This is a genomic window from Janthinobacterium sp. 64 (assembly GCF_002813325.1).
Taxonomy (GTDB): domain Bacteria; phylum Pseudomonadota; class Gammaproteobacteria; order Burkholderiales; family Burkholderiaceae_D; genus Janthinobacterium.
Genome location: NZ_PHUG01000001.1, coordinates 1828478 through 1854365, shown reverse-complemented (window position 1 = coordinate 1854365; position 25888 = coordinate 1828478). Strand labels below are relative to the sequence as shown.

General features: G+C 62.6%; 25 protein-coding genes and 1 pseudogene. 6 read left to right on the top strand and 20 right to left on the bottom strand.

The window, feature by feature from the left end:
* Positions 1–48 precede the first annotated feature (48 nt).
* The 4 genes from CLU91_RS08130 (at position 49) to CLU91_RS08115 (ending at position 7824) form a co-directional block, all read left to right on the top strand.
* Complete coding sequence (locus CLU91_RS08130) at positions 49–2643, top strand: chemotaxis protein CheB (protein WP_100873752.1); 2595 nt, start codon at positions 49–51, stop codon at positions 2641–2643.
* Positions 2640–4769, top strand: coding sequence for a PAS domain-containing sensor histidine kinase (locus CLU91_RS08125; RefSeq protein ID WP_232730672.1), 2130 nt, complete (start codon positions 2640–2642; stop codon positions 4767–4769). The genes CLU91_RS08130 and CLU91_RS08125 overlap by 4 nt, the downstream gene beginning before the upstream one ends.
* 88 nt (positions 4770–4857) lie before the next feature.
* Positions 4858–7005: a S46 family peptidase gene (locus CLU91_RS08120; RefSeq protein WP_442906425.1), complete on the top strand. Its 2148-nt coding sequence runs from the start codon at positions 4858–4860 to the stop codon at positions 7003–7005.
* Positions 7006–7224: 219 nt separating this feature from the next.
* Positions 7225–7824, top strand: coding sequence for an IS3 family transposase (locus CLU91_RS08115; RefSeq protein ID WP_332870904.1), 600 nt, complete (start codon positions 7225–7227; stop codon positions 7822–7824).
* 214 nt (positions 7825–8038) lie between these two features.
* Here CLU91_RS08115 and CLU91_RS08110 read toward each other — a convergent pair whose 3' ends face one another.
* The 20 genes and pseudogenes from CLU91_RS08110 to CLU91_RS08030 all read right to left on the bottom strand — a co-directional run bounded on the left by CLU91_RS08110 (position 8039) and on the right by CLU91_RS08030 (position 24172).
* Complete coding sequence (locus CLU91_RS08110) at positions 8039–8857, bottom strand: hypothetical protein (protein ID WP_100873749.1); 819 nt, start codon at positions 8855–8857, stop codon at positions 8039–8041.
* A 52-nt stretch (positions 8858–8909) separates the two neighbouring features.
* A complete protein-coding gene (locus CLU91_RS08105) occupies positions 8910–9668 on the bottom strand; it encodes a hypothetical protein (protein WP_100873748.1) in 759 nt (252 codons plus the stop codon).
* A 30-nt stretch (positions 9669–9698) separates the two neighbouring features.
* On the bottom strand, positions 9699–10733 hold the full coding sequence (locus tag CLU91_RS08100) for an OmpA family protein (protein ID WP_157814654.1): 1035 nt from the start codon (positions 10731–10733) through the stop codon (positions 9699–9701).
* Positions 10669–11133 carry a hypothetical protein gene (locus CLU91_RS27835; protein ID WP_157814653.1) on the bottom strand — a complete coding sequence of 155 codons (465 nt, stop codon included), beginning with the start codon at positions 11131–11133 and terminating at the stop codon, positions 10669–10671. The genes CLU91_RS08100 and CLU91_RS27835 overlap by 65 nt, the downstream gene beginning before the upstream one ends.
* Positions 11130–11867 (bottom strand): TadE/TadG family type IV pilus assembly protein, encoded by a 738-nt coding sequence (locus tag CLU91_RS08095; RefSeq protein ID WP_100873746.1) that lies wholly within the window; start codon positions 11865–11867, stop codon positions 11130–11132. Before CLU91_RS08095 ends, CLU91_RS27835 begins: the two co-directional genes overlap by 4 nt.
* The gene (locus CLU91_RS08090) at positions 11864–12241 is read right to left on the bottom strand and encodes a DUF192 domain-containing protein (protein WP_100873745.1); all 378 of its coding nucleotides are present in this window, start codon (positions 12239–12241) and stop codon (positions 11864–11866) included. The genes CLU91_RS08095 and CLU91_RS08090 overlap by 4 nt, the downstream gene beginning before the upstream one ends.
* Before the next feature lie 10 nt (positions 12242–12251).
* The gene (locus CLU91_RS08085; RefSeq protein ID WP_232730671.1) at positions 12252–13136 is read right to left on the bottom strand and encodes a type II secretion system F family protein; all 885 of its coding nucleotides are present in this window, start codon (positions 13134–13136) and stop codon (positions 12252–12254) included.
* Between the two features lie 21 nt (positions 13137–13157).
* Entirely contained in the window at positions 13158–14009 is an 852-nt protein-coding gene (locus CLU91_RS08080) for a type II secretion system F family protein (protein ID WP_100873743.1), read from the bottom strand.
* A gap of 2 nt (positions 14010–14011) precedes the next feature.
* Positions 14012–15763 carry an ATPase, T2SS/T4P/T4SS family gene (locus CLU91_RS08075; protein ID WP_100873742.1) on the bottom strand — a complete coding sequence of 584 codons (1752 nt, stop codon included), beginning with the start codon at positions 15761–15763 and terminating at the stop codon, positions 14012–14014.
* Positions 15763–17292, bottom strand: a complete 1530-nt coding sequence (locus CLU91_RS08070; RefSeq protein ID WP_157814651.1) for a type II and III secretion system protein family protein — start codon at positions 17290–17292, stop codon at positions 15763–15765. The genes CLU91_RS08075 and CLU91_RS08070 overlap by 1 nt, the downstream gene beginning before the upstream one ends.
* 159 nt (positions 17293–17451) lie before the next feature.
* Positions 17452–18513, bottom strand: a complete 1062-nt coding sequence (gene cpaB, locus CLU91_RS08065; RefSeq protein WP_100873740.1) for a Flp pilus assembly protein CpaB — start codon at positions 18511–18513, stop codon at positions 17452–17454.
* Positions 18514–18530: 17 nt separating this feature from the next.
* Positions 18531–18674, bottom strand: coding sequence for a hypothetical protein (locus tag CLU91_RS28230; protein ID WP_198521520.1), 144 nt, complete (start codon positions 18672–18674; stop codon positions 18531–18533).
* Positions 18675–18694: 20 nt separating this feature from the next.
* Entirely contained in the window at positions 18695–19369 is a 675-nt protein-coding gene (locus tag CLU91_RS08060; protein ID WP_100873739.1) for a hypothetical protein, read from the bottom strand.
* Positions 19366–20229 carry a TadE/TadG family type IV pilus assembly protein gene (locus tag CLU91_RS08055; RefSeq protein ID WP_100873738.1) on the bottom strand — a complete coding sequence of 288 codons (864 nt, stop codon included), beginning with the start codon at positions 20227–20229 and terminating at the stop codon, positions 19366–19368. The genes CLU91_RS08060 and CLU91_RS08055 overlap by 4 nt, the downstream gene beginning before the upstream one ends.
* On the bottom strand, positions 20226–21692 hold the full coding sequence (locus tag CLU91_RS08050; protein WP_157814650.1) for a pilus assembly protein TadG-related protein: 1467 nt from the start codon (positions 21690–21692) through the stop codon (positions 20226–20228). The genes CLU91_RS08055 and CLU91_RS08050 overlap by 4 nt, the downstream gene beginning before the upstream one ends.
* An 81-nt stretch (positions 21693–21773) precedes the next feature.
* Positions 21774–22043 (bottom strand): Flp family type IVb pilin, encoded by a 270-nt coding sequence (locus CLU91_RS08045; protein WP_100873736.1) that lies wholly within the window; start codon positions 22041–22043, stop codon positions 21774–21776.
* A 98-nt stretch (positions 22044–22141) separates the two neighbouring features.
* Positions 22142–22420 carry a Flp family type IVb pilin gene (locus CLU91_RS08040; RefSeq protein WP_100876635.1) on the bottom strand — a complete coding sequence of 93 codons (279 nt, stop codon included), beginning with the start codon at positions 22418–22420 and terminating at the stop codon, positions 22142–22144.
* A 145-nt stretch (positions 22421–22565) separates the two neighbouring features.
* On the bottom strand, positions 22566–22925 hold the full coding sequence (locus CLU91_RS08035; protein ID WP_100873735.1) for a hypothetical protein: 360 nt from the start codon (positions 22923–22925) through the stop codon (positions 22566–22568).
* A gap of 11 nt (positions 22926–22936) precedes the next feature.
* Positions 22937–23461 carry a hypothetical protein gene (locus CLU91_RS27830; protein WP_157814649.1) on the bottom strand — a complete coding sequence of 175 codons (525 nt, stop codon included), beginning with the start codon at positions 23459–23461 and terminating at the stop codon, positions 22937–22939.
* 296 nt (positions 23462–23757) lie between these two features.
* Positions 23758–24172: pseudogene (locus CLU91_RS08030) on the bottom strand (transposase).
* A gap of 62 nt (positions 24173–24234) precedes the next feature.
* Here CLU91_RS08030 and CLU91_RS08025 point away from each other — a divergent pair.
* Together CLU91_RS08025 and CLU91_RS08020 are read left to right on the top strand one after the other, a co-directional pair.
* Positions 24235–24939 (top strand): DUF6396 domain-containing protein, encoded by a 705-nt coding sequence (locus CLU91_RS08025; protein WP_269800649.1) that lies wholly within the window; start codon positions 24235–24237, stop codon positions 24937–24939.
* A gap of 94 nt (positions 24940–25033) precedes the next feature.
* Positions 25034–25780: a substrate-binding periplasmic protein gene (locus tag CLU91_RS08020; RefSeq protein ID WP_100873733.1), complete on the top strand. Its 747-nt coding sequence runs from the start codon at positions 25034–25036 to the stop codon at positions 25778–25780.
* Positions 25781–25888 lie beyond the last annotated feature (108 nt).

Sequence of the window (25888 nt, the reverse complement as noted above, 5' to 3'; positions counted from 1 at the left end):
ATCCATCCGCCAGCCTGGCGCACGTGCCGCGCTGCATTCTTGCCGAAGATGACACGCAGCAAACACAGCAATACTTCCGTTCCCGAGTTGGCCGCCATCGTTTTCCCTGTGGTGGCCATCGGCGCATCCGCCGGTGGACTCGATCCCATCGTCGCCTTCCTGGCGAACGTGCCGCAGGAAAGCGGGATAGCCTATGTGGTGATCCAGCACCTTGATCCCACGCAAAAGGCCATGCTGCCGGAATTACTGCAGCGCGCCACCAGCATCCCCGTCACGGAAATCACGCACCAGGCGGAATTGCGGCCCAACCATATCTATGTGATACCGTCGAACGCGGACCTGAGCCTGTCCAGGGGGCGTTTCCTGCTCAGCGAGCCGCTGCAGCTGCGCGGGCACCGCCTGCCCATCAATACTTTTTTCGAGAGCCTCGCCAGTGAACTGGGCGAACTGGCCGTGGGCGTGATTTTTTCCGGCATGGGCAGCGACGGCACGCGCGGCTTGCAGGCGATCAAGCAGGTGGGCGGCCTGACTCTGGCGCAGCACCCGGATACGGCCAAGTTCGACATGATGCCGCAGAGCGCAATTTCCGCAGAAGTGGTGGACCTGATCGACTTTCCCGACAAGATGCCGGAGAAGATCATCAGCTATCTGTTCCGCAGCAGCTTTCTCAGCTTGCCGGGTCACGAACCGGGCGGCCGCAATTCCCTGCAGGAAATTGTGGGCTTGCTGTCGGCGCACACGGGCAACAGCTTTACCGACTACAAGATCAATACGGTGCTGCGCCGCATCGAGCGGCGTATGAGCTTGTATCAAATGACGTCGATGGAAGAATACGTGCCGTATTTGCGCGCCAATCCCGCTGAAATCGATTTATTGTTCAAGGAATTGCTGATCGGCGTGACGAGCTTCTTCCGCGACCAGAAGGTGTGGGAGTACCTGAAGATGGTGGTCTTGCCGCAAATGCTGGCGGCCCATCCGGACGGGCGCGCCTTCAAGGCCTGGGTGCCCGCCTGTTCGACGGGAGAGGAAGCCTATTCGCTGGCCATGGTCTTCCATGAAGTGGTGGCCAGCAGCAACCCGCCGTCGAAGTACAGCCTGCAGATTTTTGCCACTGACCTGTCGGGCGACGCCATCGACCGCGCGCGCCAGGGGCGTTTTCCGCACAGTATCAGCAGCGATGTCTCGGCCGAGCGCCTGGAGCGTTTCTTCTTGCGCGACAAGAACGACTACCACGTGAAAAAAGAGATCCGCAATTCGATCATCTTTGCCCAGCAAAACATCATTTCCGACCCGCCTTTCACCAAGCTCGACATCTTGTGCTGCCGCAATCTGTTGATTTACCTCAATGCCAAGCTGCAGCAGCGTTTGATACCCTTGTTTCATTACGCCCTGAACCGGGACGGAATTTTGTTGCTGGGCAGCGCAGACACGCCCGGTCATTTTTCCGACCTGTTTTCGCCCCTGACCACGTCGACCCGGCTGTACCGCCGCCTCGACAACCTGGCGCGCCAGCGCCTGCCCACGTATTTTCCTACCAAGGTATCGTTGGCATCCCCCCCTACACCTAGCGACACGAGAGAAGTCAGCATGACCGGAAAGATACAATCGCATGTCGAGCAATTATTGCTCCAGAAATATTCACCGGCTGCCGCGCTGCTGAACCAGGATGGGGACATCCTGTACATCAACGGCCGCACGGGCGCGTTTCTGGAGCCGGCTGCTGGCAAGGCCAACTGGAATATCCATGCGATGGCGCGCGAAGGCTTGCGCTATGAGTTGGCAGGACTCATCAAGCAAGCGCTGCAAAGCGAAAGCGTGGTGCGCCTGAAGGGCCTGGTGGTCAGGGACCATTTGGGCCAATCGCTGGGCGTGGACCTGAGCGCGGAAGCGCTGAGCCAGCCTGAATCCTTGCGTGGCATGGTGTTCGTCACGTTTTCCAGCGTGCCGCTCGTGGCCGAAGTGCGCCGCGGCCGCTCGCCGAACCCGAAGGTGCTGGAACTGGAGCAGCAGCTGATCCAGGCGCGCAATGAAATCCAGGCCGTGCGCGACGAGATGCAGACCTCGCGCGAGGAACTGAAATCGGCCAACGAGGAATTGCAGTCGACCAATGAAGAATTGCAATCGACGAACGAGGAACTGACGACGTCGAAGGAAGAAATGCAGTCGCTCAACGAAGAGTTGTACACCGTCAATGCCGAGCTGCAATCGAAGGTCGATGATTTGTCGCTGGTCAACAGCGATATGAAGAATTTGCTCAACAGCACGGACATCGCCACCATCTTCCTCGACAGCGACCTGCGCATCCGCCGCTTCACGGCGCCGGCCACGCAAATCTACAAGCTGATCCAGACCGACTTGCGCCGCCCGCTCAGCGACATCGTCAACGACCTGGCCTACCCGAACCTGGAAGTGGACGCACTGGAAGTGATCCGCAGCCTCGTGTTTTGCGAGCGGCAAGTGGAAACCAAGACGGGACGCTGGTACAACGTACGCATCATGCCGTACCGCACGATCGAAAACGTGATCGATGGCGTGGTGGTGACCTTCATCAACATCACGGAATCGAAACTGCTGGAAGCCCAGTTGCGCCAGATCCAGTTCGGCGCCGTGGCCGACGGGAAAGCGGGAGATAGCGTGTCATGAGCGAACCATTCGACGACGGGGGCGGACTGGCCAGGTTGCGAGAGCAGGCCGAGCAATTGGCGGCGCAGCAGCGTCAGTCCGTAGCGCCACCGCGGTCGAATGAAGAGGTGATGCGCCAGCTGCATGAGTTGCAGGTCAGCCAGATCGAGCTGGAAATGCAGAGTGCGGCCCTGGCCGAGCTGGAACAGCTGAAGAATGAGTTTGAAAGCAGCCGCGACCGTTATGCGCAGCTGTATGAACAGGCGCCCGTCAGCTATTTTTCGCTGGCGCGCGAGGGCGTCATCACGCGTGTCAACGTGGCGGCCTGCGGCTTGTTGCAGCGCGAGAAGAACCAGCTGCTGGGGCTGCGCTTCGAGCAATTCGTCGCGCCGCAGGCGCAGGGCGGCTTCCGCCGCTTCCTCGATGCCGTCTTTACCAGCGGCGCGCGCCAGGTGTTCGAGGCGCAACTGTTCGAAGGCGAGGCGGGCGGCATGGGCCGCATGGTGCGCATCGAAGCCAATTTCGATGCGGCCAGCGCCACGGCGCGCATGCTAGTGACGGACCTGGGCGACGAGCATGCGCGCGAATCGGCCTTGCGGCGCGCCTTCGTCATCCTCGACAGCATCCGCGAAGGCGTGCTGGTGACGGACAGCGCCAACCGCATCATTTCCGTCAACCCCGCCTTCACCGCCATCACCGGCTACCAGGCGGAGGAAGCCATCGGGCGCGATCCGTCCTTCCTCGGCGGCGGCACGCATTTGCCGCATTTTTATGAAACCATGTGGCGCAGCCTGCACCAGGATGGCAGCTGGTATGGCGAACTGGTGAACCGGCGCAAGAATGGCGAGCGCTTCGTCGAATCGCTGTCGATCACGCCCATGCGCAGCCCGGATGGCAGCATCAGTCACTTTGTCGGCGTGTTTTCCGATATCACGGAACGCAAGCTGGCCGAAGCGGACTTGCGCGAACTGCACCGCGAACTGGATCAGCGCGTCATCGACCGCACGGCTGAATTGCTGCGCGCCAACCAGCATCTGCAGCTGGAAGTGCAGCAGCGCGAGCGGGCACAGGAAGCCTTGCGCGATGCCGAGCGTTTCTTTCACGCCACCATCGATTCGCTGACGGACCGGGTGCTGGTGCTGGACCAGGCGGGCAGCCTCGTGCATGCCAACCAGGCTTGCCTGGCTTTCGTCGGGCAAACGCCACGGCCGCTGCAGTACCTGGAATTCTGTGAGACGGACCCGCGCTGGCAGCGCAGCGCGGGACGCGAGCTGTCCGCCGGCATCCGCGCCGTGATTGCCGGCACGGCCGACACGTTTGCGCTCGAGTATGAATTTGCCACGCGCTCAGGCCCCCGCTGGTCGCAGGCCAGGATCAGCCGTTTCCTCGGTGAAGGGCCGCTGCGCGTGGTGGTGGCGCACACGGACATTACCGAGCGCAAGCTGATGGATGGCGCGTTGCGCCAGTCGCATGCGCAGCTGCGCCAGCTGGCGCTGCACCTGGAAACGGCCAAGGAAGACGAGCGCAAGCGCATTTCGCGCGATATCCACGATGAACTGGGGCAAAACCTGCTGGCGCTGCGCATCGATATTTCCATGCTCAGCGCCCGCACGGAAGGCTCCCATCCGCGCCTGCACCGCCGGGTCGGCGCCGTGCTCAGCAACGTCGACACCACCATCAAGAGCGTGCGCGGCATCATGAACGAGTTGCGCCCGATGGCGTTGGACCTGGGCTTGCAGGCGGCCATCGAGTGGCAGGTAGGCGACTTCCGCAAGCGCAGCGGCGTCGCTTGCCGCCTGCTGATACGCGACGAGGCCCTGTTTGCCGCCATCGGCAGCCAGGTCGAGATCGTGCTGTTCCGCATCGTGCAGGAAGCGCTCAGCAACGTCATGCGCCATGCCCAGGCCAGCCAGGCCGAGATCGAGCTCAGCTCGGATGCCTGCGCCGTGTATGTGGTCATCAGCGACAACGGCATCGGCATCACGCCGCTGCAGCAGCGCAAGAAGCAGTGCTTTGGCCTGATCGGCATTGCCGAGCGGGTGACGGCGCTGGGCGGCCACTTCGAGGTGGGCATGCCGGCCTCGGGCGCCGGTTGCCGTTTGTCCCTGCAGATTCCCTTGCCGGGAGCGGGGCGGCCGGCCGCCTGATACAGAAATTGCAATGCGTTAATTTTTGCCGACTCAGGCCCCCTGTGACAGGCTATACTTTCGCCTGCTATTTATGGAGGGGCATATCTTGTTCAAAACAATCGTTTTACCAGTCGCCTTGTTGGGCGCGTTCGCCGGCGCACACGCCGACGAAGGGCAATGGCAACCACACCAACTGCCACAGCTGAAAGCCGAACTGAAACGGGTCGGTATCGACATACCTGCAGAAAAACTGGCTGACCTGAGCAAGCACCCGATGAGTGCCATCGTCTCGCTCGGTGGCTGCTCGGCCGCTTTCGTCTCCGACGCCGGCCTGGTGGTGACGAACCACCACTGCGCGTATGGCGCCGTGCAGCGCAATTCCACGCCGGAACACAATTACATCACCAACGGCTTCCTGGCCAAGACACGCGCTAGCGAGCTGCCGGGCGGTCCGAACAGCCTCGTGTATGTGACGGACAAGGTCGAGAACGTCAGCGAGCGCGTGCTGAAAGGCTTGACGGCCGATATGACGGGCCGCGCGCGCCACGAAGCGGTGGAAAAGCGCGTCAAGGACTTGATCGCCGAATGCGAAACGGACAAGATGTACCGCTGCTCCGTGCCCGCCTTCCACCGCGGCCTCGAGTACTACCGCATCCGCCAGATGATGATACGCGACGTGCGCCTGGTCTACGCGCCATCGGACAAGATCGGCAACTTCGGCGGCGACATCGACAACTACGAATGGCCGCGCCACACGGGCGACTACTCGTTCCTGCGCGCCTACGTGGGCAAGGATGGCCGTCCGGCCGACCCGTCGCCCGACAACGTGCCGTACAAATCGAAGGACTTCCTGGTGGTCTCGGCCGAAGGCTTGAAAGCCGGCGACGGCATCTTGCTGGCGGGCTACCCCGGCCGCACCAGCCGCTACAAGCTGCCGGCGGAAATCCGCTTCGCGCGCGATACGGCTTTCCCGCTGAAAGTATCCGAACTGCAAGCCGACCTGGCCGTGATGGCCGAGGCGACGCAGGGCGACGCTGCCGCTGCCGTGCGCTATGCGAGCGTGGTCAAAAGCATCAACAACGTGCTGAAGAAAACCCAGGGCTTGCTCGACGGTTTCGCCCGCAAGGACATCGCCGCCATCAAGGACGTGCAGGATGCCGAATTCCGCGCCTGGTATGCGAAGCAGCCGAATGTGTCGACGACCCTGCTGGCCGAACTTGACGCGGCGATCGCCAGCGACATGGCCTTGAGCGAAGAAGAGTTCGCCTGGTCCGTGGCCACCAACAGCGACTTGCTGAAAAGCGCGCGCACCATCTACCGTTTGTCGCTGGAGCGCCAGAAGCCGGACGCCGAGCGCGAATCGGGCTTCCAGCAACGCGACCTGGCCTTTATCAAGGCCCGTCTGGCCCGCCTGGAACAGTCGTACGTCAACCAGGTCGACCAGGCGCGTTTTGCAGCCGGCCTGAAGCGTTACGCGCAACTGGCCGCGAAGAGCCATCCGCAAGGCCTCGACGCGCTGCTGCCGGCCCCAAGCGCCGTGGCGGCCCTGTACCAGCAGACGCATCTGGCTGACACGGCCAAGCGCCTGGCCTGGCTGGAAAAGGACCAGGCCGCCGTTGCCCGGTCCGACGACGCCTTCATGGCGCTGGCTGTCAAGCTGCAGCCAGTGGAACTGGCGCTGGAAGAGCGCCGCAAGGAAATCGACGGCAACCTGGAACGCGTGATTCCGCAATACATGCAAGCCGTGGTCGCGTGGAAGAAGTCGCAAGGCAAGCCGGTCTATCCTGATGCCAACTCGACTCTGCGCGTGACGTATGGCACGGTGTCGCCGTATTCGCCGCGCGATGGGCTGACCAAGGGACCATTCACGACCGTGGAAGGCATCGTTGAAAAAGTCACGGGCAAGGCCCCGTTCGAAGCGCCGCAAGGCTTGATTGATGCCGTCAAGGAAAAACGCTACGGCCAGTTCCGCGACCCGGCCCTGGGTACGGTGCCCGTCAACTTTTTGACCAGCGCCGACACCACGGGCGGCAATTCCGGCTCGGCCGTGATGAACAAGCGTGGCGAGCTGATCGGCCTGAACTTCGATTCGACGTATGAATCGATCACCAAGGACTGGTACTTCGACACGGCCATCACGCGCGCCATCCACCTCGACATCCGCTACATGCTGTGGGTGATGAAGGAAGTGGACCACGCGGATAACTTGCTCAAGGAAATGACGATCAAGTATCCGAAAGCTGCGAAGAAGTAATTTTTCCCAGCTGGGATAAAAGCCGCATCCGCCGCAGGGCCGATGCGGCTTTTTTACGTTTGGGCAACTAGTTTGAGTTCCATCAATATGCCAGCGTTCGCCATGGTTAGCATAAGCCTGGGAAACTAAGGAGCCGATATGGATGATGGCGAGCTGGCAGCCGATCTGGCGCGCCTTTTCTGAGCGAGCTGGAGAACCCAGGACAGCCGCTTGCTGCGCATGGATTTTCCGCGCGACGATGCTCCGCCCGATACCGCGTTGCTGGTCAACAGTTTGCGGGCACACGAGGAAATGTCACGCGACTTTCGCTTCGACGTCGAACTGCTGTCCGACAATCTCCACGTTCCCCTGACAGCGATGTATCTGGCAACCGTGCTGGACCTGTACGCGCGCAAAGTGGTGGGCTGGGCCATGGCGCCAAGCATGCCAGCCAAGCTGGTCTGCGATACGTTGACGATGGCCATCCAACAGCGCCGGCCGGCAGCCGGATTGATCGTCCATTCCGACCGGGGCAGTCAATATGCCAGCGAGCTTTACCAGGACCTGCTGGCCAGCCACGGCTTCGTCTGCAGCATGAGCCGCAAAGGTAACTGCTGGGACAACGCCGTCGCTGAACGCTTCTTCTTGAACCTCAAGATGGAACGGGTCTGGCAGCGTCAATACGCTAACCACGCCGAGGCCAAAGCCGACATCACCGACTACATCGTCGGCTTCTACAACTGCAAGCGCATCAATTCAGCATTGGGCAATCTGCCACCCTCTGTCTACGAACAGAAAATGGCAGAACGTGAACCTATCGTTGTGTCCGAAATTACTTGACCACCGCAGAGTGCTGTGGATCTAAGTACCCGCTCGAAAATAAATGCTAGTCGCATCAACATCAACACCAAACCAAGCGGGCCGCAAGCCGCGCGATGGCGTTCATTTGTACTTGAAACGTTGAATACCATGTATACCGTTTAGCCTCGCGAATGTCAGACCTGGCACCGGCGGGGGAGCCAGTGCCGCACAGCCTTGATCGCTGCCGCACCGGTTAGGCTGATCCCTTGGAACACATATACGCCACTTTCCCGGCGCTCGACGACGACAGGTCGGTGATCTTGCCGCTGTCGTCGACGCTCATGTTCAGCTGGCTGCCGTCGTCGAACAGGGCGCTGTAGGTGAGCTTCCCGGCGCGCCACTCGACGTCCGCAACTTCTTTCTTCATCGGGCGCTTGAGCGAAATCAGCTTGCCGTCCACGCTGACCCCGTCCGGCCCGGCCTTGACCGTCAGGTCGCGTACGCTCAAGAGCTCGACTGTGCAGCTGAGCGTGACGGCTTCGCCAGTGAACAACGGGGCGACCGTCGTATAAATGTCCTTGGCCTGCATCAGGCCCAGCGGCGGCACTTGCTGGCAACTGGTCTGCGCATCGCCATCGCCGAACATGGCCGTTGACCGCGGGCCGCTGCTGATGTGCACGGCCCATTTCGGCTCCGTCGATTCCGCGTACAAGATTGCCGTCTCGGTCGTGCCGCCCTGTGCCGTGCGTGACACACCGAACGAGTGTTCAGCGTCCGCCAGGTTGCGCGCGAAGCCTGGCGCGCTGGCTTGCCCGGCGCCGCTGATGACAATGCCTTCCTTGGGTGCAGGGCCGGCCACGGTCGCGCAGTTGCCTCCATAGGTGCCGGCGACCAGGGGAAACAGCGCTGCCGCGTAGCCGAGCATGCGCTTGGCGTTCGCCTCCGGGCTGGCGCCGGACACCGGCGCGGGCGCGGCCTGGGCGGGCGCTTCGGCGGCCGTGTCGGCGGCGCCGCGCTGACCGCAGGCCGATAGCAGGGCCATGGCGCAAGCGCCGATCAGAATTTTTTTCATGCGTGACTCTTTCAAAAAAAGGAGAGGGGGGCGACGCCGGCGGCGCCGCGCGCTAGCGCGGCGCTGGCAATGCGTCGGTGGCCGGCTTGCAGGTGTCGGCGACACGGGTCAGCCGGGTCACCGAGGTGCTTTTACGCAGCACCTTGCGGGTGGCGGGCGTGGCCGCTTTCTTGGGCGGGGCGCCATCCTCGTCGTCACTGTGGTCCAGCATGGCGCGCACCTCTGCCTCGTACGCGGGCCAGTCGGCCAGCGCCTTGACCGCCTCGGCGCGGTCTTCCGGAGTGGCGCCGGTCTTGGCCTGTAGCTTCATGATCGCTTTCTGGGTGGTGAAATCAACCCCTCCAGCGGACCCCGCTCCGCCCTGGTACTCGACGGTGGTGACCCGGTATTCCCAGTTCTTGCTGTCGATCTTGCGGATCAGAGTGGTCATGTCCATGCTGCCGCAGCTGAGCTGGAAAGTCGTGCCGTCGGGGCCGGACACGCCAGGCGGCCCGCTGCAGCTGCCAGTGGGCGGGACGAAGGCGGCGTTGGGCTGGCGCGCGGCCATGCACACGGTGCCCCCGGCCAGCCCTGGGATGATGCGCTGTTCCGGCGCTTTGCCGGCGCGCTTGCCTTCGAGCAAAGTGGCATTGCCGCCAGCCTGCGGCGACATGCGCACTTGCTGTTCGCCGACCTTGATGGTCGCGTCGGTCGATACCTGGTACAGGCCGGGCGGCGGGAGCGGGTCGTGCGGCGCGCCGCGCACGCTCAAGGGGAGCAGGGCGGCTGCCAGCAGTGCGGCGCGCGGCAGGAAAATGGACGGCAATGGCATGGTGACTCCTAGAGAAAAAACGGATGCGGCTCAGCGAACAACCAGCTCGACGCGGCGGTTCTGGGCGCGTCCCGCTTCGCTGTCGTTGGAAGCGAGCGGCGCCAGGTTGGCGACGCCGCGCCCGAGCAGGCGCGCGGGGGCGATGCCGTACTTGCTGCTCAGCGCGGCCACGACGGCGTCGGCGCGCTTTTGCGACAGCGTCGAATTGCCCTGCAGCTCGCCCTGGTTGTCGGTGTGGCCGACAATGTAGACCTTCAGCGCCGGCGCCGCCTTGAGCGCACCGGCCATTTCGGCCAATTGCGCAGTGGACTCGGGGCGCAACACCGCCTGGCCGGTGTCGAACTTGACGCCGTACAGCGCAATCCTGCCGTCGCGCTTGAGCGCGCCGCCGATGGCCTTGGCGTCGACGCTCACCTTGCCCAGTTCGGCAGTGGCCGGCTCGACGATCTGAACGAACTGGCGCACCCGTCCGAACACCGGCTCATCTTCGTAGCCGCCCGCCAGCGCCACCGACACATAGGTGTCGCCGTCCGGTCCGGTGCGCCGTCCGCTGTAGTAGTGAAAGCCGGGCTGGTTGGCGCTGTTGAAGGTATTTTCGACGAAGATGTCGCTGTCCTTCCACACCACCTTGCGCGGCAGGTCCTGCACCGCGTCTTGCACCGCGCCCGCTTCGCACTGCTTGGTTTCGCAGGCGTAAATGGTCTTGAAGCCGGCCGTTTCCAGCGCGTGGCGGTAATTGCGGTACACCTCGAGCGGGCTTTTCTTTTTGGGGCCCCAGTACATGCGGTTGCTGATGCGCCCTTCCACCGGGCGCATGACCGGCTTGCCCTTGTCATCGAACAGCATGTCGGCCTTGCCGAGCGCTTCTTCGCCGTACATGTACAGCAGCGAACCCTGGTAGCGCGACAGCAGGCGGTGGTCGGCGCCGCCGGGGCGGTCGCTGTTGTAGGTGTCGGCCGCCTGCGCTGCCGCGCCCAGCAGCGCCATCAGCGCGAGGACGCTAGCGCTCGCTGCGCGCGCGCCGCAGTTCGGCGGTGAGTGCCTGGATATTTTTTTGACGCTCATATAACTCCTCATTGATACGCTGCGCATCGTCAGCGTTGGGTTTATTATCCGGTCCGCCGCCCTGGGCGCGCTGGAAGGCCGCTTCGTACTTGCGCGCTTCCACATCAAGTTCCTGCTGCAGGATCGCGACCCGGTCGCGATCGCGCCGTGCCTGTTCGGCGGCGCTGACCTGCAGTTTCGGATCGTACATCAGATTGTCGGTTTTTACTTTCCTGGCCGGTGCGGCGGGCGCCGCCGGCACCGGCGCGGGGGGCGCGCCCGCCTCCGTCCCGCGCACGGCGGCCCTGCGGCTCTGGATCACTTCCACGCCCTGGGCGTCAATGTAGCGGGTGGCTGAAATCTGGGCGCTGGCGCTGCCCGCGCCGCCCAGCAAAAGTAGCAGGCAAAGGAACTTGGTCATTTCATGTTGGTTTCGTAGAAGGGTGACTGCATACGCACCATCGCTTCGCTGCGAATGGTGATGCGGGGGCCGCGCATCAGCGGATTGAGGCATTCGGTGGTGGGCAGCTGGAAGCCGCCGGTGCCGAACGGATCGCTCATGCCGTTGGCCGACAGCACCGCGGCATTCGGCGTGATGGCGCGGTAGCCGGCGTAGATGATGCGGTCCATCACCGGCACCACCAGGCGGAAGCAGTAGCTCACGCGCACATGCAGGATGTTGGCGTCCTGGACCGATATTTTGGATTTGGCCCCCGCCGTGCTGGTCCGGTAGCTGAGCGTGTCGCTGGGCAGCTCCATGCCCTTGAGGCCATCGAGCCGCTGGCGCCCAAAGTCGGACATCGCGGCCTTGGTCGGATTGAGGACGTCCACCCGCACCATGTTGCTGATTTTGGAGGTTTCGATCACGCCCAGCCCGAGCGCCTTGCCATAGCCCGCATAGCTGGGGTCGGTGGCGAAGAGGGGCGCCAGGCCGGAACCGAGCGCCAGGCGCATCTTGGTTTCGTCGCCGTTATTGAGGGCGCCGGCGCGCGCGGCCAGCATGGTGGCGTAGTTCAGGGTGGCGCGCGCCTGGTAGATCAGCGCGAACTGGATGATCCCGAACACCAGCATCACCAGCAGCGGGAACACGATCAGGAACTCGGTGGTCGACTGTCCCGCCGCGCGCCGCGCCGGCGCCATGCCGCCGGCGCTCATGCCGGACACGCGCCGCGCTGGCGCGCCTGGTCGAGCGGCAGGTGCAGGCCGGCCACGATGCCGCACGCGCCGGCCTGGCCGGCCGCCATTTCGAGCACGCTATGGGCGCGCAAGTGGCCGTCCATGCGGCGCACCGCCAGCGCGCTGGTGACCTTGAGCACGCGCCCGTCGCGCGCCAGGTAGACCAGGTCGAGCGGGTAGGTCATGCCGAAGGTGTGGATCAGGCGGCACGACAGCAGCAGCATGCCCTGCGCGGCTTGCAGCGGCGCGCGCCCGAGCAGACCGCGCATGCGCTCGCGCGCGGTGGTGGCGACCTGCACCTCGACCGCCTGGGGGCCGGCGGCCCCGGTAAAGCTCAGCGTGTAGTGATGCATCTTGTACTCCTTAAAAGGCGCCCGACTGCATGAACTTGACTGCGATCGGGAACATCAGGACCAGGAACGTCACGGGAAAAATGAAGGCAACCAGCGGGAAAATGAGCTTGACCGGCGCTTCCATGGCCAGCTTTTCGGCCAGCTGGAAGCGCTCGGTGCGGCGCTGGTCGGCCTGGCTGCGAAAGGTCGGTCCCAGGCTGGCGCCCATGCGCTCGGCCTGGATCACCGCGCTGATAAAGCTGGTCACCTGCGCGATCCGCACCCGCTCGTCCATGCGGCGCAGCGCCTCGGCGCGGGTCAGGCCCGAACGCAGGTCGCGCAGCACGAAGGCGAATTCGTTCTTCAGCGGGCAGGAGGGCCCCTTGGCCACCGCCTGCCCGATCGCGCCGGCCATGTTCAGTCCCGCTTCCACTCCCATGGTCAGGAAGTCGAGATACACCGGGAGCGCCTTGACCATCAGCTTCTGGCGCTTCTTGAGCGAATCCTTGAGCCACACGCGCGGGTAGATAAAGCCGAAGCCGGCGGCCGCGGCCAGCGCCAGTGCGCTGTCGAAGTCGATGACGTGGAAGGCGACGATGGCCAGGCCCAGGAAACCGGCCATGCTCACCAAGCACAGCGCCAGGAATTGCGTGGGGCTCATCAGGTACAGCAGGCCTGACAGGCGCAGGGACTCGGCCGGCCCGGCCAGCAGGCGCTGCGGCAGGCGCTGGCAGACGTGGTAGTCGACCAGCCGCAGGAGCGGCCATAGCAGGCGCAGGCCCTTGGGCAAGGGGTCGAGGTATTCGCGGTCCTCGTCCGGCACTTCCTCCTTGAGGCGCACCGCACTATAGATCACGGCGGCGGCAAAGCTGACAAAGGCCAGCCCGACCAGCATGGCAACGGCTAATTGTCCCATTGACTCCCTTTCGGCGCGAAATTACACATCGATCTTGGTGATCTTGCTGATGAAGTGATAGCCCACGCCCACCGCCAGCGCGATTACCGCCAGCGTGCACCAGCCGTACCACTCGGTAAACATGGGTTCCATCGCTTCCGGCTCCATGATGCGCAAGATCACGATCAGGAACACGGGCAGGCCCGACATGACCACGCCCTGCATCTTGCCCTGCGCCGTCAGGCTGCGGATCTTGCCTTCCATTTGCAGCTTGGCGCGGATGGTCCTGGCGATCGATTCGAGCGTTTCTGCCAGGTTGGCGCCGACCTCGCGCGCCAGCGCCATGCCGGTCGTGACCATGGCCAGGTCCTGCAGCGGCACGCGGCGTTCGAGGTTTTGCAGGGCCACGCCGAAGTCGATCCCCAGCCGCATCTCGCGCAACAGCAGCTCGAACTCCTGCGACACCGGCGGCTTGCCTTCGTTGGCCACGCTTTCGAGCGCGATCGGCAGGCTGGCGCCGGCCCGCAGCGCGCCGGTGATCATCATCAGCGCGTCGGGCAGCTGCTGCTCGAACAGGCGCAGGCGGCGGAAGGCGATGAAGCGCACCACGTAGCGCGGCGCGATGAAGGCCAGCGCCACGCAAAAGCCGACGATCAGGATATTGCCGGTCGCGAACCAGGCCACCACGGGCAGCGCGATCAGCACGCTGACATTGATCACCATCAGGCGGTTGGCGTCGGTGAAGATGAACATGTCTTCCAGGTCCGACTTGGCGTTCTTGGCCTGGCGATCCTGGCGCTTGGAAAACCAGCGGCTGCCGAAGTACAGGAGCATCCAGATCAGGCCCAGGCCGCAGATAAAGAAGACGGCGATGATGATGGCGGGATTGTCCATGCTCAGAACATCCGCTTGACCGACTGCGGCAGCGCCGGCGCCTCGCGCGAGTAGATCGACATGTCGACCTCGATGCCGCGCGTGACCAGGTCCTGGATGAAGTCGGGCACGTGCCCGGTCGGCGAAAAGCGCCCGCGCACCTTGCCTTCGGGGGTAAAGCCATCCTGCTCGAAGCGGAAGATATCCTGCATCGAAATGATGTTGTTCTCGATCCCGGTGACTTCGGTGATGTAGGTCACGCGCCGGGTGCCGCACGAAAAGCGCGTTTGCTGGACGATCAGGTTGACCGCCGAGCAGATCTGCTCGCGGATGGCCTGCATCGGAATATCCAGTCCGCTCATGAGCGTCATCACTTCCAGGCGCGACAGGCAGTCGCGCGGGTTGTTGGCGTGGGCCGTGGTCAGCGAGCCGTCGTGGCCGGTATTCATGGCCTGCAGCATGTCGAGCGCCTCGCCGCCGCGGCACTCGCCCACCACGATGCGGTCGGGCCGCATCCGCAGGCAGTTCTTGACCAGGTCGCGGATCGTGACCGCGCCGCGCCCTTCGATGTTGGGCGGGCGCGCTTCGAGCGAGACCAGATTGGGCTGGGACAGCTGTAGCTCGGCCGCGTCTTCCACGGTGACGATGCGTTCGTCGTCCGGAATGAAGCTTGACAGGACGTTGAGCAAGGTGGTCTTGCCCGAGCCGGTGCCGCCCGAAATGACGATGTTGGCGCGTTTTTCCACGGCCACGCGCAGGCAGGCGATCATGGCCGGATGGATGGCGCCGAAGCCGATCAGGTCGTCGCCGGTGAGCTTTTTACGGGCGAATTTCCGGATCGTCACGCTCGGGCCCTTGATCGCCAGCGGCGGGATGATGGCGTTCACGCGCGAGCCGTCTTTCAGGCGTGCGTCGACCATCGGCGAGCTCTCGTCGATGCGCCGGCCCAGCGGCGAGACGATGCGCTCGATCGCCGCCAGAACCGAGGCGTCGTTCGAAAACGAAACCGTCGAGCGGGTCAGCTGGCCTTCGCGCTCGATGAAGATGTCGTTGTGGCGGTTGACCATGATCTCGGTGACCGAGTCGTCGTTGAGCAGCGCCTCGAGCGGCCCCAGCCCGACCACCTCGTTGAGCACCACGTCGCGCAGCATGCTGCGCCAGTGGCGCATCGGGCGGAACACCGGGTCGGTGTCGATGATCTCGTCGATGATCTTGTGCACCGTGCCGCGCAGTTCGCCGTCGCCCATACGCGAGACGTTGACGCGCCGCAAATCCATGGCCCCGATCAGCTTCTTGTGCAGCGCGCCGCGGGCGGCGATGCCTTCGGGCTTCTCCAGCGGACACTCTCCGGCCTCGGCCGCCGTGGCGCGCGGCACCAGGCGCCGTTCGACCCGAACCGCGCTCAGGGCGGGCACGGCGACCGGTCCGGCGGCGGGCACGGCGCGTGCGGCCGCCGGCGCCGGGGCCGGCGCCGTAAACGTCGCTTCGGCCAGGCTGACGCGCACGCTGTAGTCGTTCAGTTCGATGACGTCGGTGCTGGTCACCGGACCGTACTCGTTGATGGCGTCGCCGTTCACGCGCAGCGGCGCGATCCCGCCGCCATCCTTGAGGAACAGCTGGCCCTCGCGCACGCTCAGCTGGAGCTGGCGCCGTCCCACGCGCCAGCCCGACAGGGGCAGCAGGCTGTCACCATCTTTGCCGAGAAAGCAGGTATCGCTGTCGCTGGTGACGTCACCGATCAGTTCTTCACGGCGAAACAGTTGTACGCGGATCATCATGGCTCCTTGTTGTCAGGGGTGGCCTGGGCCGGCGGGAAGGCGGGACGCGCCTCCTGTTTGAGCCTGGCTTCGAATTCGCGCTTGGACTGCAGCCCGCGCTCGCGCAGCTGGGCCGCCAGCCCATCGCCGGCCTTGATGATTTCGGCTTCGACGAACACCACCAGTTCGGTCTTGCGATTGCGGAAATCGTCGGAGCGGAACAGGCGGCCGAACAGGGGAATGCGGCTCAGGCCGGGAACCCGGTCGATGCTGCTCGACAGTTCGCTGTTGATCAGGCCCGACAGGGCCACCATCTCGCCCGGCTTGACGCTGATTTCGGTGGAGGTGTTGCGCGTGATGAAGCCGGGAAAGCCGCTGACCGACACCGAGGGATCGATCTGGGACAACTCGGTGGACAGCTTGGCGGTGATGGTATCGCTGGCGTCGACATGCGGCTCGATGGAGAACAGGATGCCATAGGGCTTGAATTCGACCGAGGTCGCGCCGAACGCGCCGGCCAGCGGGATCGGCACTTCGCCGCCCACTTGCAGCTTGGCCTTGCCGCCGCTGCGCGCGGTCAGTTCGGGCGAGGCAAGCACGCGGGCGTCGCCGTCGTTGACGCCCAGGTTCAGGCGCGAGGTGATGGTGGTGGCCAGGCCGAAGAAGACGCCGCCGGAGGTGCCGTTGCGCGAAATGAACTTGGGTTCGTTGTCGAGCAGGTTATCGCCGGGCTCGGACGGCGGAATGCCGCGGAACTTGCCGCTGGCATTGAGCACCTTGCTGGCGCCGAAGGTCGGCCCCTGCGCCGATTTGGCCCAGTCGACCCCGATCTGTTCGAGCAGGGAGCGCTTGACCTCGACGAAGGTGAGGCGGAACAGGACCGAGCGCGTCACCGAGCTGCCCTGGTCTTCGGCGATATTGTTGATCACGTTCGGGGTGCCGGCGAGCATGGTGTTCAGGCGCACCAGCACGTCGCTGTGGGCCACCCCCGACAGGATCAGGTTCGGGCCGACCTGCTTGACCGTGATGCTCTTGTTGTCGCCGATCAGCGCCTCGACCTTGTCGCGCACGGCGCGCAGTGCGACCGGGACCACCTGCACCCGGTAGCTCTGGACCGTATTGCCGCTCCACACCATCAGGCTGGTCTCGCCGGCTTGTTCGGCGATCAGCAGCAGGTGCTTGTCGATCGAGGTGGCGCTGAGCACGGTGCCGCTGCCGAGCGCGACCCGGGTCACCTTGCCGCTCACCGGCAGCAGCTTGATTTCACCGATCGCGATGGTCAGCTGCTGGGTTTCGCCGTAGACCACCGGGGCCGGGGCCGGCGCTGGCGCACGGCGCACGCGCGCCACGCGGCGCACCGGGGCAGGGGCCGCGCAACCGTTGAGCGGCGTGGCCACCGCCGGACCGCAGGCCAGGTCGGAGCCGGCCGGCGGCGCCAGGCGCGCCGGCGCGGGCGTGACCACGGGTGCGGCGGGCTTGGCCGGGGCGGCGATGACGACGGCCGGCTTGGCCGAGGCGGGCACCAGGACCGCGGTCTTGGGCGTCACGCTCAGCACCACCGGCGGCGGCGCGGCGGCGTTTTGGGCTTGGGCGCCGTGGGCGGTGGCCAGACAGAACAGGGTCAGGCAACAGGTACTGGCAACAGGGGACGACAGGGCGACGTTTTTCATTGGCTGCTTGGTGAGTATGCGGAGAGGGTGGTCGTCTCAGAATGGCTCGGAGCGCGGGTTGCCGGCGCGCTGGGTCGGCAGCGGCATGCCGGCCGGGACGGTGTCGGCCTGGGCAACGGGAGCCGCGCCGGGCACCGGCGGCGGGCGCGCGCCCTGGAAGGCGCGTATGAGCTGCTGTTGCTGGGAAGGCGGCACGGCCAATTCCGAGACGATCTGGTCTTTGCCGCCGACGATGAATTCGATGCCGCGGTTGCCCCTGCTGCCGTTCGACGGCAGCAGGTCGCCCGCGCGCAGCGTGGCCAGCGCCACCGGCGCGCGGTCGGCGCTGCCGCGCAGCGCCACCCGGTAGGAGCCCATTTTCTGGCCGATCATCAGGCGCGCCGCCTCTTTCGGCGTGACCAGCAAGGTCACCGTATCGTAGCTCTTGTCCTTGCCCTCGACCTGGCCCGGACGCACCATCTTCGTGGCGGCGGCGGCCTCGCCCTTGCTGATGTCATGAAACTCGGTGCCGGTGGCCAGCACCAGCATGTCTTGCATGTACAGGCTGGCCTGTTCGAGCGTGCCGTCCTCCTGCTCGGGCGCGCCTTCGCGCTTGACGCCTTTGCTCAGCAGGAACAGGTCGATGCGGTGGTTCGGGCGCAGCGTCTGCGAGATGGAGTTGATGTTGTCGATCTCGATGGTCAGTGCGCGCTTGCCTGCGGGCAGGATCGACGCCACATCGTTGACTTCGGGCGCGACCAGGTCGGACAGGCGCAACGGGCGCCCGCGCAGCAAGGGGCGCGCCAGCCGCAGCCCTTCCAAGCCCGGGAAGTCGGCCGCCAGCACCGTGTCGGGATACACCAGGTCGGCCTCGACCGGGCGGGCGACGAAGTTGGTCTGGTTCAGCACGGTGCCGATCGGCACGTCCGCGACCGGCACGGCGACCTCCACCCTGACCACTTCGCTGGCCTTGTCCCTGGCCACGATTTCTTCTTTCATCGCCGCTTCACGCTGCTGCAGGTAATAGTATGCGACCCACGAAACTGCGCCGGCCATGAGGGCCGCGATCAGCAGGAGAACCAGGGGACTTTTAAGTTTTGCCGAGGGAGACGTCGCCATGTGTTTCTTCTTCACTTTCAAGGTGTGATGGAAATGACATAGGAATAAGCAGAGAAATACTTCTTGATGGCATCGATCAGTTCCTGGATCGGCGACGGTCCAAGAGAGATCAGCACCAGCACCATCACGCAAAATGCGGCCACGACAAGGTATTCCGACATGGCCTGCCCACGCTGGCGCCTCATAACGCGCTCGCCAGGTTGACCGCGACTTTGCTGCCTTCGTTGTTGACGATGACGACATCGATGCGCTCGCGCCCGCGCTGGGCGCTGACGGTCATGCTGGAATACTTGTTGCCGCGTCCCATCATGCCCATGGGACGCACCGCCTCCCAGCCCTCCGAGCGCAGGCGGCGCGTGTAGAAATCGGCCAGTTCATCGATCGACTGCGGCGCCGACAGCATGGTGGTGCTGCCCATGCGGCCGGCGTCGTCGCTCAGTACGCTCGAGAGCACCTTGGCCCCGCTCGGCTGCGGCGCTGTCGGCAGTTTGGAGAGGCGCGGTTTGTCGAACCGGTTGACCGCGAGGTAGCCGGCCGCGGCGCCCTGGCCGGTCAGTTGCAGCGTGGTCAGGCACTTGTCGCTGAGCGCCGACAGGACCGTCCAGCCTTGCGCCTGGTTGCGCTTGACGGCAAAGCCGGCTTCGCTCCACTCTTTCTCAAGGCGCTCCAGCAGCTTGGCGCCGTCCTCGCGGCTTTCCACCTGCAGGATCGACAGGCCCATGCCGTTGACGACCAGGGCGTCGGCCACCGTCACCGCCGCCATCCCGCTCGGCAGTTTTTGCGGGCAGGCGAGGGCCGCGCCGCTCGTCAAGCACAGCGCCGCCGCGCCCGCCAGGAAGACCAGTGCGGCCCTCATTTCAGGCGATCCTCAGGCACCACATCGGGGGTGATCTTGCCGATTTCGGCTTTCGGACTGTCGACGACCCAGGCCTTCATGCCGAGCACCGCCGCGTTGCCCACGACGTTGCCCAGCCCATTGGCCATCGGTACCGATTCCTTCACCATGTCGCGCGTGGCGCCCGAGCCGTTGGCGTACCAGGTATTCGACAGGATCGCGCCGGTCGACTTGAAATCGAGGCCAGTCCAGTTGGCGCCCCACACCGTGCCCTTCGGCCAGAGCCGCTGGTAAGCCTCGCTGTTCTGGGCAATCCGCTTGAACTGGACGTCGGCTACCGCCAGGGTGTCGGCATGCACTGGCGGCACAATATTGCCGGTGAAGCCGTCGATCGAGACCTTACTGATCAGCGCCAGTGCTTGCCCGGCGATGTCGGTCTTGGCCCCTTGTTTCGACACGGCCAGCGTGTGCTGGTCGTATTGGTCGAGGTAGGCCTTGCCCTGGTTGTCACGCCACATCGGATCGGTGCCGTTGGCATAGGTGGTGGCGGCGCGGTCGGTATCTTTGATCACGCTGGTCGGCTGCGAGCGGTCATTGAGCAGGCGAACCGCGATTTCATTGTCGATCTGGGCCGCGCTCTTCTGGTTCGAACCGTTGATCGCGCCGAACTTGGTGCCGGCGTCGTCATACCAGACCGTGCGTTCCCATGCGCCATAGCGCCCGGCCATGTTGGTGGTGTGCTGGACGTCGCTGAACTTGGCCATGGCGACGATGGCCAGGAACAGCGGAACCAGGAAGAAGGTGGCCGCCACGACAAACTCGACCATTGCCTGGCCGCGCTCGGTGGCGCGCCCGCAGTGGCGCGCAAGGGTGAGGTTCATGGTGCCTTCGACAAAATGTAAGCAGAATCGGGATTCGGAATCAGCTGCGCCTGCCAGTACGGATTGAACAGGTTGGCCAGCTCGGTCTTCTTGTCGTCGCGCGCCCACCCGGTTTTGGTGAAGGCGGTCGAATCGGTATTGGCGCGGTAAAAATAGGCATGCGCCGAGGCCAGCGTTTTCATGGTGTCGTTCTTCAGCGTCTCCTGCGCCTTGACGGTGGCGGCGGCGTTGCCCAGCACTTTGGACGAGGTCCGGATATCGGCTGCGTCATGCCGCACTTCGATGGTGAACGCCATCTTGCCGCCATTTTCGTTGGCCGTCTGGTTGGCCGGCTTGGCGCCGAGCGGATCGACCACGTCGCGGTAATAGTTCTGCAAGCCACCAGTCGCGGCGTCCATGCTGGCGCCCGGGCCCTGCTTGTAGCGCTTGCCGGCAGGCAGCGCGGTCAGGCCGTTCAAGGCGTCGCCGTAGTGCTTGGCCTCGTCCGGGTTACCCTTGAAACCGACTTTACTGCCGTAGCCGCCGTTCCTGCCGGCCAGGGCGCCGCCCGAGCCGCCGTTCAGGTCCTGCACCAGCAGATAGCCAAACGGAATCGATGCCGGCGGTGGCCCGATGCAAGCGACCCCGCCCGCGCCCTGGGTTGCGTCGAGCGCCATCCAGCGCTGCTTGTTGGCGCTCAGGATGGTGCCGCCGGCTTGCGCAAAGCCATAGATCGTGAAGATGGGAATCGAGGGCGGCGGACAGGCGATCGAGGTAGGCAACGATGCCCAGCCTGCCACCAGTGCCGAACTGCGCTTGCGCACCAATTCATCGGTGGACTGGTCGCTGACGACGACGTTGGCGAAGCGGTCGGCCACTTTGGACGGATCGTTGGCGCGGTGCTGGACGGCGTAGGCTTTCCAGGCGGTGATCTGTTTGGCGGTGTAAGCGGTCTGGAACGACAGCACCTCGATGTTCGCCTTGGGGTCGTTGCGTTTGACCACCTCATTGGCCGTGAAGGCGACATTCAGGGCGGTGGCGGTGTGGTGCGCCTGCTGCGCCGCTTCGAATGCGCGGATCAGCTTGTCCAGGCCGACCACCACCTTCGGCGCGACGTTGGCGTAGGCCGCGGCCAGTTGCTGCATCGGCAGCATGCGGGCAAATTCCCAGGTCGGCTTGAAGACCGGAATGACCTTGGCCCAGCCGCTGTGCTGGGCGCTGTTGATGCGCTTGTGGGTCGCCGCAGCGTCCATCGTGTACGATTTGAGGCTAACCAACTGCGCGACGGACACCTGATTGGCGACCATCGCGCGGTTGGTATAGGCGGAAAAATTATGATCTCGGGCCAGCAAGACCGCGCCGCTGTACGCCCCTGCATCGGCGGCGTTCTGCAACTGTGTCTTGGTATTGGCCAGCATGCCACTGTTGTAGAGCACCAGGCAGATCAGCGCCGTCACGCCGGCGAACAGCAGGGTGAACGGCATCGCCTGCCCCCGTTGTCCGGCACGGCGCAGTGTGCGTGATGTTGGCAACCAGGCGGCGGTCCGAGTCATCGCGTTACCCGTTTACTTCTGATCGTTTTTGGCGTTGTAGGTACCCATGCCTTTTTTCTCATTGGCGCGGGTTTGCGCTTCGCTACCGGACTTGACGGCGTTGGCCAGTGCGCCATCGGCCTTCTCGCCCGAGATTTCCTTCGACAGACCAGCGGTCTGGTTACGGATCGTGGTGCCGAACTGGCTGTAGACGCCAATGGCGGCCACGGCGATCAGTGCAACGATGATCACGTACTCCATCATGCCTTGGCCAAGTTGCTTGCGTTTGCTGATCAATTTCATGGTGTTTCTCCTAAAGGTGAGGTTAAGGGGACTGCCACTACACAGGGACTGCCACTGCAAATGCCCGAACGTCGTCGCCGGCGTTCGCCGACATATTCTTACTTCTGGTCGTTGCTGTAGTTGTATTGACCCATGCCCGATTTTTTCGGGTCATTGGCGCGTCCGGCCGCCGCGTTGGAAGCGTCGGTCGCGTTCTCGGTACTGGCCTTGATGCCGGCAACTTCCTGGGCCATGCCGGCGGTCTGGACCCGCGCGGTGCGGCCAAAGGCGGAATAAATGCCAATCGCGGCCACGGCGATCAGGGCAACGATGATCACGTACTCCATCATTCCCTGGCCGCACTGACGGCGTTTGAACGGTGAACTGTGTCGATTCATGCGAACCTCGGCTAAAAAATGGATGAAAGCCTGCGTGTACGCAAGCTGTACGATGACATGCTTGCAGAAAAATAAATACGTGTTCAAAAAAACAATACAAGCTTAGAAGTAGGTTATGAACATGCAATGGAACGTTATTTTTAAATTAATACATATATTCAATGGATGTACCGTTCAAATCCCCTATTGTCGTGGTGTAAGCATCCCGGCGCAGGTAGAGCTTTCCATCTGTATTGACGATAATAACCTTGTCGCCATGTTCACTTCTAAAATATTTCTGTCTGGCTAATCCTGCCATTTTTAGTAAGACAGTTTGTGAATATCCGTTAATCGGATCAACATTAACTTGGTTGTTGCTTTCCATTTTTCGAACGAATATATTATACAATCCTTCAAATATGCCCTCGTTGGTGAAGATAGCTGACGGATTTTCATATTCGTACGGGCCGGACTTTAGTGCTAAAGCACGAAAGTCAATGCCGCTTAAGGAAAAGAAGTCGTACAATTCATGAGATTTCAAAGCAGTGTGGGGGCAATTGCAGAAATGAAATTAAACGCAATATGTTCTCTTTCAAGTTTTTCTATATTCTTCAAAACCTTTAATTGATTTGTTTTTATTAAGTCTTGTGCTTGTCGCCACTTTACCGTAACCTCAGCGTGTTCTGACCACTTTCCCTCTAGTGCCAGTGGATTGATCTTTGAAGATTTTACAAGCCCATCCCGCACTGAGAATTTCCCCATTTTCCCTAAAACGTATTCACCATCAGATAGTCGCTCCTTAGGGCCATTATTGACAGCAGGTAATTTAAATGCCTTTAATTTTTCTCCGGTTTTCTCGAAAGAAATCTTTCCTGGTCTATCATCGTCGAATACAACCGGAGAAGGTTTTGCACGGTTAACATTTAGGGCGGCGACTGTATCAGCAAGAGTTTCAGGAGTTGGAGCATCAGCAGCCATCGCCTCAAGTATGATAACCGGGAGCACAGTTTTCAATGCGCCAAACAAACTATTATGTGCCAACTTTCGTTTGCTAGAATCCATGAGGTGCCACTTAAATATTATCGAAAGTATAGGCTAATCTATGTCGAATATTTTTCAATGTGATATTGATTTGAGCGTCATCAAAGAAAAATTGTTGACTCATGGAATATATTCTTCTTCTACAAGTATAGTTTCCCTTAAGGAAACGCTGATCAATCAATGATTTCTGCGCAACTGATGCAGTCAGCTGCGCCGAGCTTTTCCAGCAAACGGAAAGTTCAGTTTTAAGCAATTAGACTGGCAAATTTTGCCAATTCAGACCTATTTTTAGCCATTTCTCGCCCTCAAGACGGCCCTCAAGACGGAGCTCGGGTTTCTGAGACAGTAAATTGTCGGCCAGCCAGCACCAGATTGGCGAAGCCGAACAGCGTGAACAGTTGTGCCGTGTTCTTTTCCAGGCCACGGTACCGTGCCTTCCGATGACGAAAGAGGTTCTTCACGACATGAAACGGATGCTCAACTTTGGCCCGGACACTGGCCTTCAGTGCTCTAGCTTTTCCGCCATGCGGCCCAGTTTGTTGTTGGGCAGCGCCTTGCGTTTGGAACGTTTCATCGCGACGTGCCAGGTCACGCTTTTTCCAAGATTTTCTTCGCGTTTTTCGACGCCCTGGTAGCTGCATCACCCAGTGCCGCGACTTCGTCGCCATGCAGCGACGCGTGTGCTTGCGCCACGTCGGACACGTTGCCGGCCGTGCCGATGAGGGTATGCACAAGGCCCGATGCCGAGTCCACGCCGATATGCGCCTTGAGTCCGAAATGCCAGTCGTTGGGTAATTAGTAATGCCCTCGGCTTCAACCCCAATCGCCGCTTCCCCAACCTCGATAAAATCTTGCCATTGCCACCGGCCGATCTGCCGGCGTGGGATGGTCAACGAAAGAGCCTGCTCGACGCTGCCATGGGCGTGCGCCCGCCGCCCGCCATCCCGCAGCCAAGTGCCGCCTCGCTGTTACAAAAACCGTATTTCCTGGCAGCCGACTATGCGCTGCGCCCCACCGGCTTGCACAGCGACGCGCCGACCGCGCCATTTTCCGCATACTGGCAACCCGCCGCTGGGCAAGGTTTGACGGAGCCGGCCCGGCTGCTGCGCAAAGGCGAAGAGTTCCGACATTTCAGCGTGCTCGATGCCGCTGGCAAGAGCCGTTACGGCCCCGTGACGTGGGAACAGTGCCTGACGATACGGCATAACCAAGGGGCAGTGGAACCGCGCGCGGTGCGCGGCTTGCTGCGCGATGTGGCGCGGCCCGAGCCATGGTTGAGCTGTGCTTGCGGGCAAGCCTGTCCGGTCAGCGGCGTCTGGCAACCGTGGGTAGCGGGCGACGATCCGCTGCAGGCGATCGTCAACCAGTACTGGCGCCAGGCCTGGCTGACCCAGGGCGCGCCATTCCCGCGACCGCGCCGCGACTGGCTGCTCGATTTGCCTGACGACGAGGTGACGTGGCATTTGATGGATATGTCCCTTCCAGCAGCACAAAGCTGATGGAAAATTGATCGGCATGTAAGGCATCCAGGCCAATCGGGCATACACTATGCGCGGGATCAGCTGAATCCACGCATCTAAAAGAGTAATCGAAATGAAAGTTGTCAGGTTGTTTGCCATTCTCGCGACCTTGCTGGCGCTGCCTGGCCAGGCGCTCGGCGAACCACTCAGGATTGCCACCATCCTCGGTCCGCCATGGGGATTTATTGGGCGTGACGGCCAGCCCACCGGCATGATGTACGAAATCGGCAATCGCATCGCGGAAGTTGCCGGGCTGCGCCATACCAATTCCCTGGTCCCTTATCCCAGAACCGCCGCCGATATTGAAAACGGGAGCGCCGACATGACCATACGCTTCGGCAACGATCAAATGACGCGCGGCGCCGTGCCGGCAGGCGTCGTCGTGTCCATGCCTGTCATCCTCGTGGGCCCCTCCGGCAAAAACTATAGCAAGCTGAGCGAATTGCGCGGCAAGACCGTCGGCGTGGTACGCACCAGCAAGTATGTGGAGCAATTCGACACCGACAATGCGATCCAGAAGTATCCCGTCAATGATTATGTCACCATGGCAAAAATGTTGGCAATGCGACGTTTGGACGCGGGAGTGGGATCCAGCCTGGGCCTGTTTTACGGCGCGTACATGGCCGGCGTGAAACCGGAAGACATAGGCGTTCCGCTCGTCCTGGGCAGCAACGATTTCATTTTGTTTGTTTCCAAGAAAACCGCAAAGCCGGAAACGACTCGGGCACTGAGACAGGCGCTCAATCAACTCTCGGCTAGCGGCGAGATCAAACAGATCATGAGCAAGTACAGCAAGTCATTCAGTCTGCCACAGAGATAAGCCGTCCCCTGGCGCCCATGCGCGCACTGTTCACGCGCCACCGCCTGCGGCATTGGCTGTGCCACGTATAATTCCACCACTATCCACCGCTATTCTTTTTCGACAGGC

Bases quoted from the DNA above. Each gene is read 5' to 3' on its own strand.
- CLU91_RS08130 (WP_100873752.1), top strand. From the start codon at position 49: ATGACACGCAGCAAACACAGCAATACTTCCGTTCCCGAGTTGGCCGCC.
- CLU91_RS08125 (WP_232730672.1), top strand. From the start codon at position 2,640: ATGAGCGAACCATTCGACGACGGGGGCGGACTGGCCAGGTTGCGAGAG.
- CLU91_RS08115 (WP_332870904.1), top strand. From the start codon at position 7,225: ATGGATTTTCCGCGCGACGATGCTCCGCCCGATACCGCGTTGCTGGTC.
- CLU91_RS08110 (WP_100873749.1), bottom strand. From the start codon at position 8,857: ATGAAAAAAATTCTGATCGGCGCTTGCGCCATGGCCCTGCTATCGGCC.
- CLU91_RS08105 (WP_100873748.1), bottom strand. From the start codon at position 9,668: ATGCCATTGCCGTCCATTTTCCTGCCGCGCGCCGCACTGCTGGCAGCC.
- CLU91_RS08100 (WP_157814654.1), bottom strand. From the start codon at position 10,733: ATGAGCGTCAAAAAAATATCCAGGCACTCACCGCCGAACTGCGGCGCG.
- CLU91_RS27835 (WP_157814653.1), bottom strand. From the start codon at position 11,133: ATGACCAAGTTCCTTTGCCTGCTACTTTTGCTGGGCGGCGCGGGCAGC.
- CLU91_RS08095 (WP_100873746.1), bottom strand. From the start codon at position 11,867: ATGAGCGCCGGCGGCATGGCGCCGGCGCGGCGCGCGGCGGGACAGTCG.
- CLU91_RS08090 (WP_100873745.1), bottom strand. From the start codon at position 12,241: ATGCATCACTACACGCTGAGCTTTACCGGGGCCGCCGGCCCCCAGGCG.
- CLU91_RS08085 (WP_232730671.1), bottom strand. From the start codon at position 13,136: ATGGGACAATTAGCCGTTGCCATGCTGGTCGGGCTGGCCTTTGTCAGC.
- CLU91_RS08080 (WP_100873743.1), bottom strand. From the start codon at position 14,009: ATGGACAATCCCGCCATCATCATCGCCGTCTTCTTTATCTGCGGCCTG.
- CLU91_RS08075 (WP_100873742.1), bottom strand. From the start codon at position 15,763: ATGATCCGCGTACAACTGTTTCGCCGTGAAGAACTGATCGGTGACGTC.
- cpaB (WP_100873740.1), bottom strand. From the start codon at position 18,513: ATGGCGACGTCTCCCTCGGCAAAACTTAAAAGTCCCCTGGTTCTCCTG.
- CLU91_RS28230 (WP_198521520.1), bottom strand. From the start codon at position 18,674: ATGTCGGAATACCTTGTCGTGGCCGCATTTTGCGTGATGGTGCTGGTG.
- CLU91_RS08060 (WP_100873739.1), bottom strand. From the start codon at position 19,369: ATGAGGGCCGCACTGGTCTTCCTGGCGGGCGCGGCGGCGCTGTGCTTG.
- CLU91_RS08055 (WP_100873738.1), bottom strand. From the start codon at position 20,229: ATGAACCTCACCCTTGCGCGCCACTGCGGGCGCGCCACCGAGCGCGGC.
- CLU91_RS08050 (WP_157814650.1), bottom strand. From the start codon at position 21,692: ATGCCGTTCACCCTGCTGTTCGCCGGCGTGACGGCGCTGATCTGCCTG.
- CLU91_RS08045 (WP_100873736.1), bottom strand. From the start codon at position 22,043: ATGAAATTGATCAGCAAACGCAAGCAACTTGGCCAAGGCATGATGGAG.
- CLU91_RS08040 (WP_100876635.1), bottom strand. From the start codon at position 22,420: ATGAATCGACACAGTTCACCGTTCAAACGCCGTCAGTGCGGCCAGGGA.
- CLU91_RS27830 (WP_157814649.1), bottom strand. From the start codon at position 23,461: ATGGATTCTAGCAAACGAAAGTTGGCACATAATAGTTTGTTTGGCGCA.
- CLU91_RS08020 (WP_100873733.1), top strand. From the start codon at position 25,034: ATGAAAGTTGTCAGGTTGTTTGCCATTCTCGCGACCTTGCTGGCGCTG.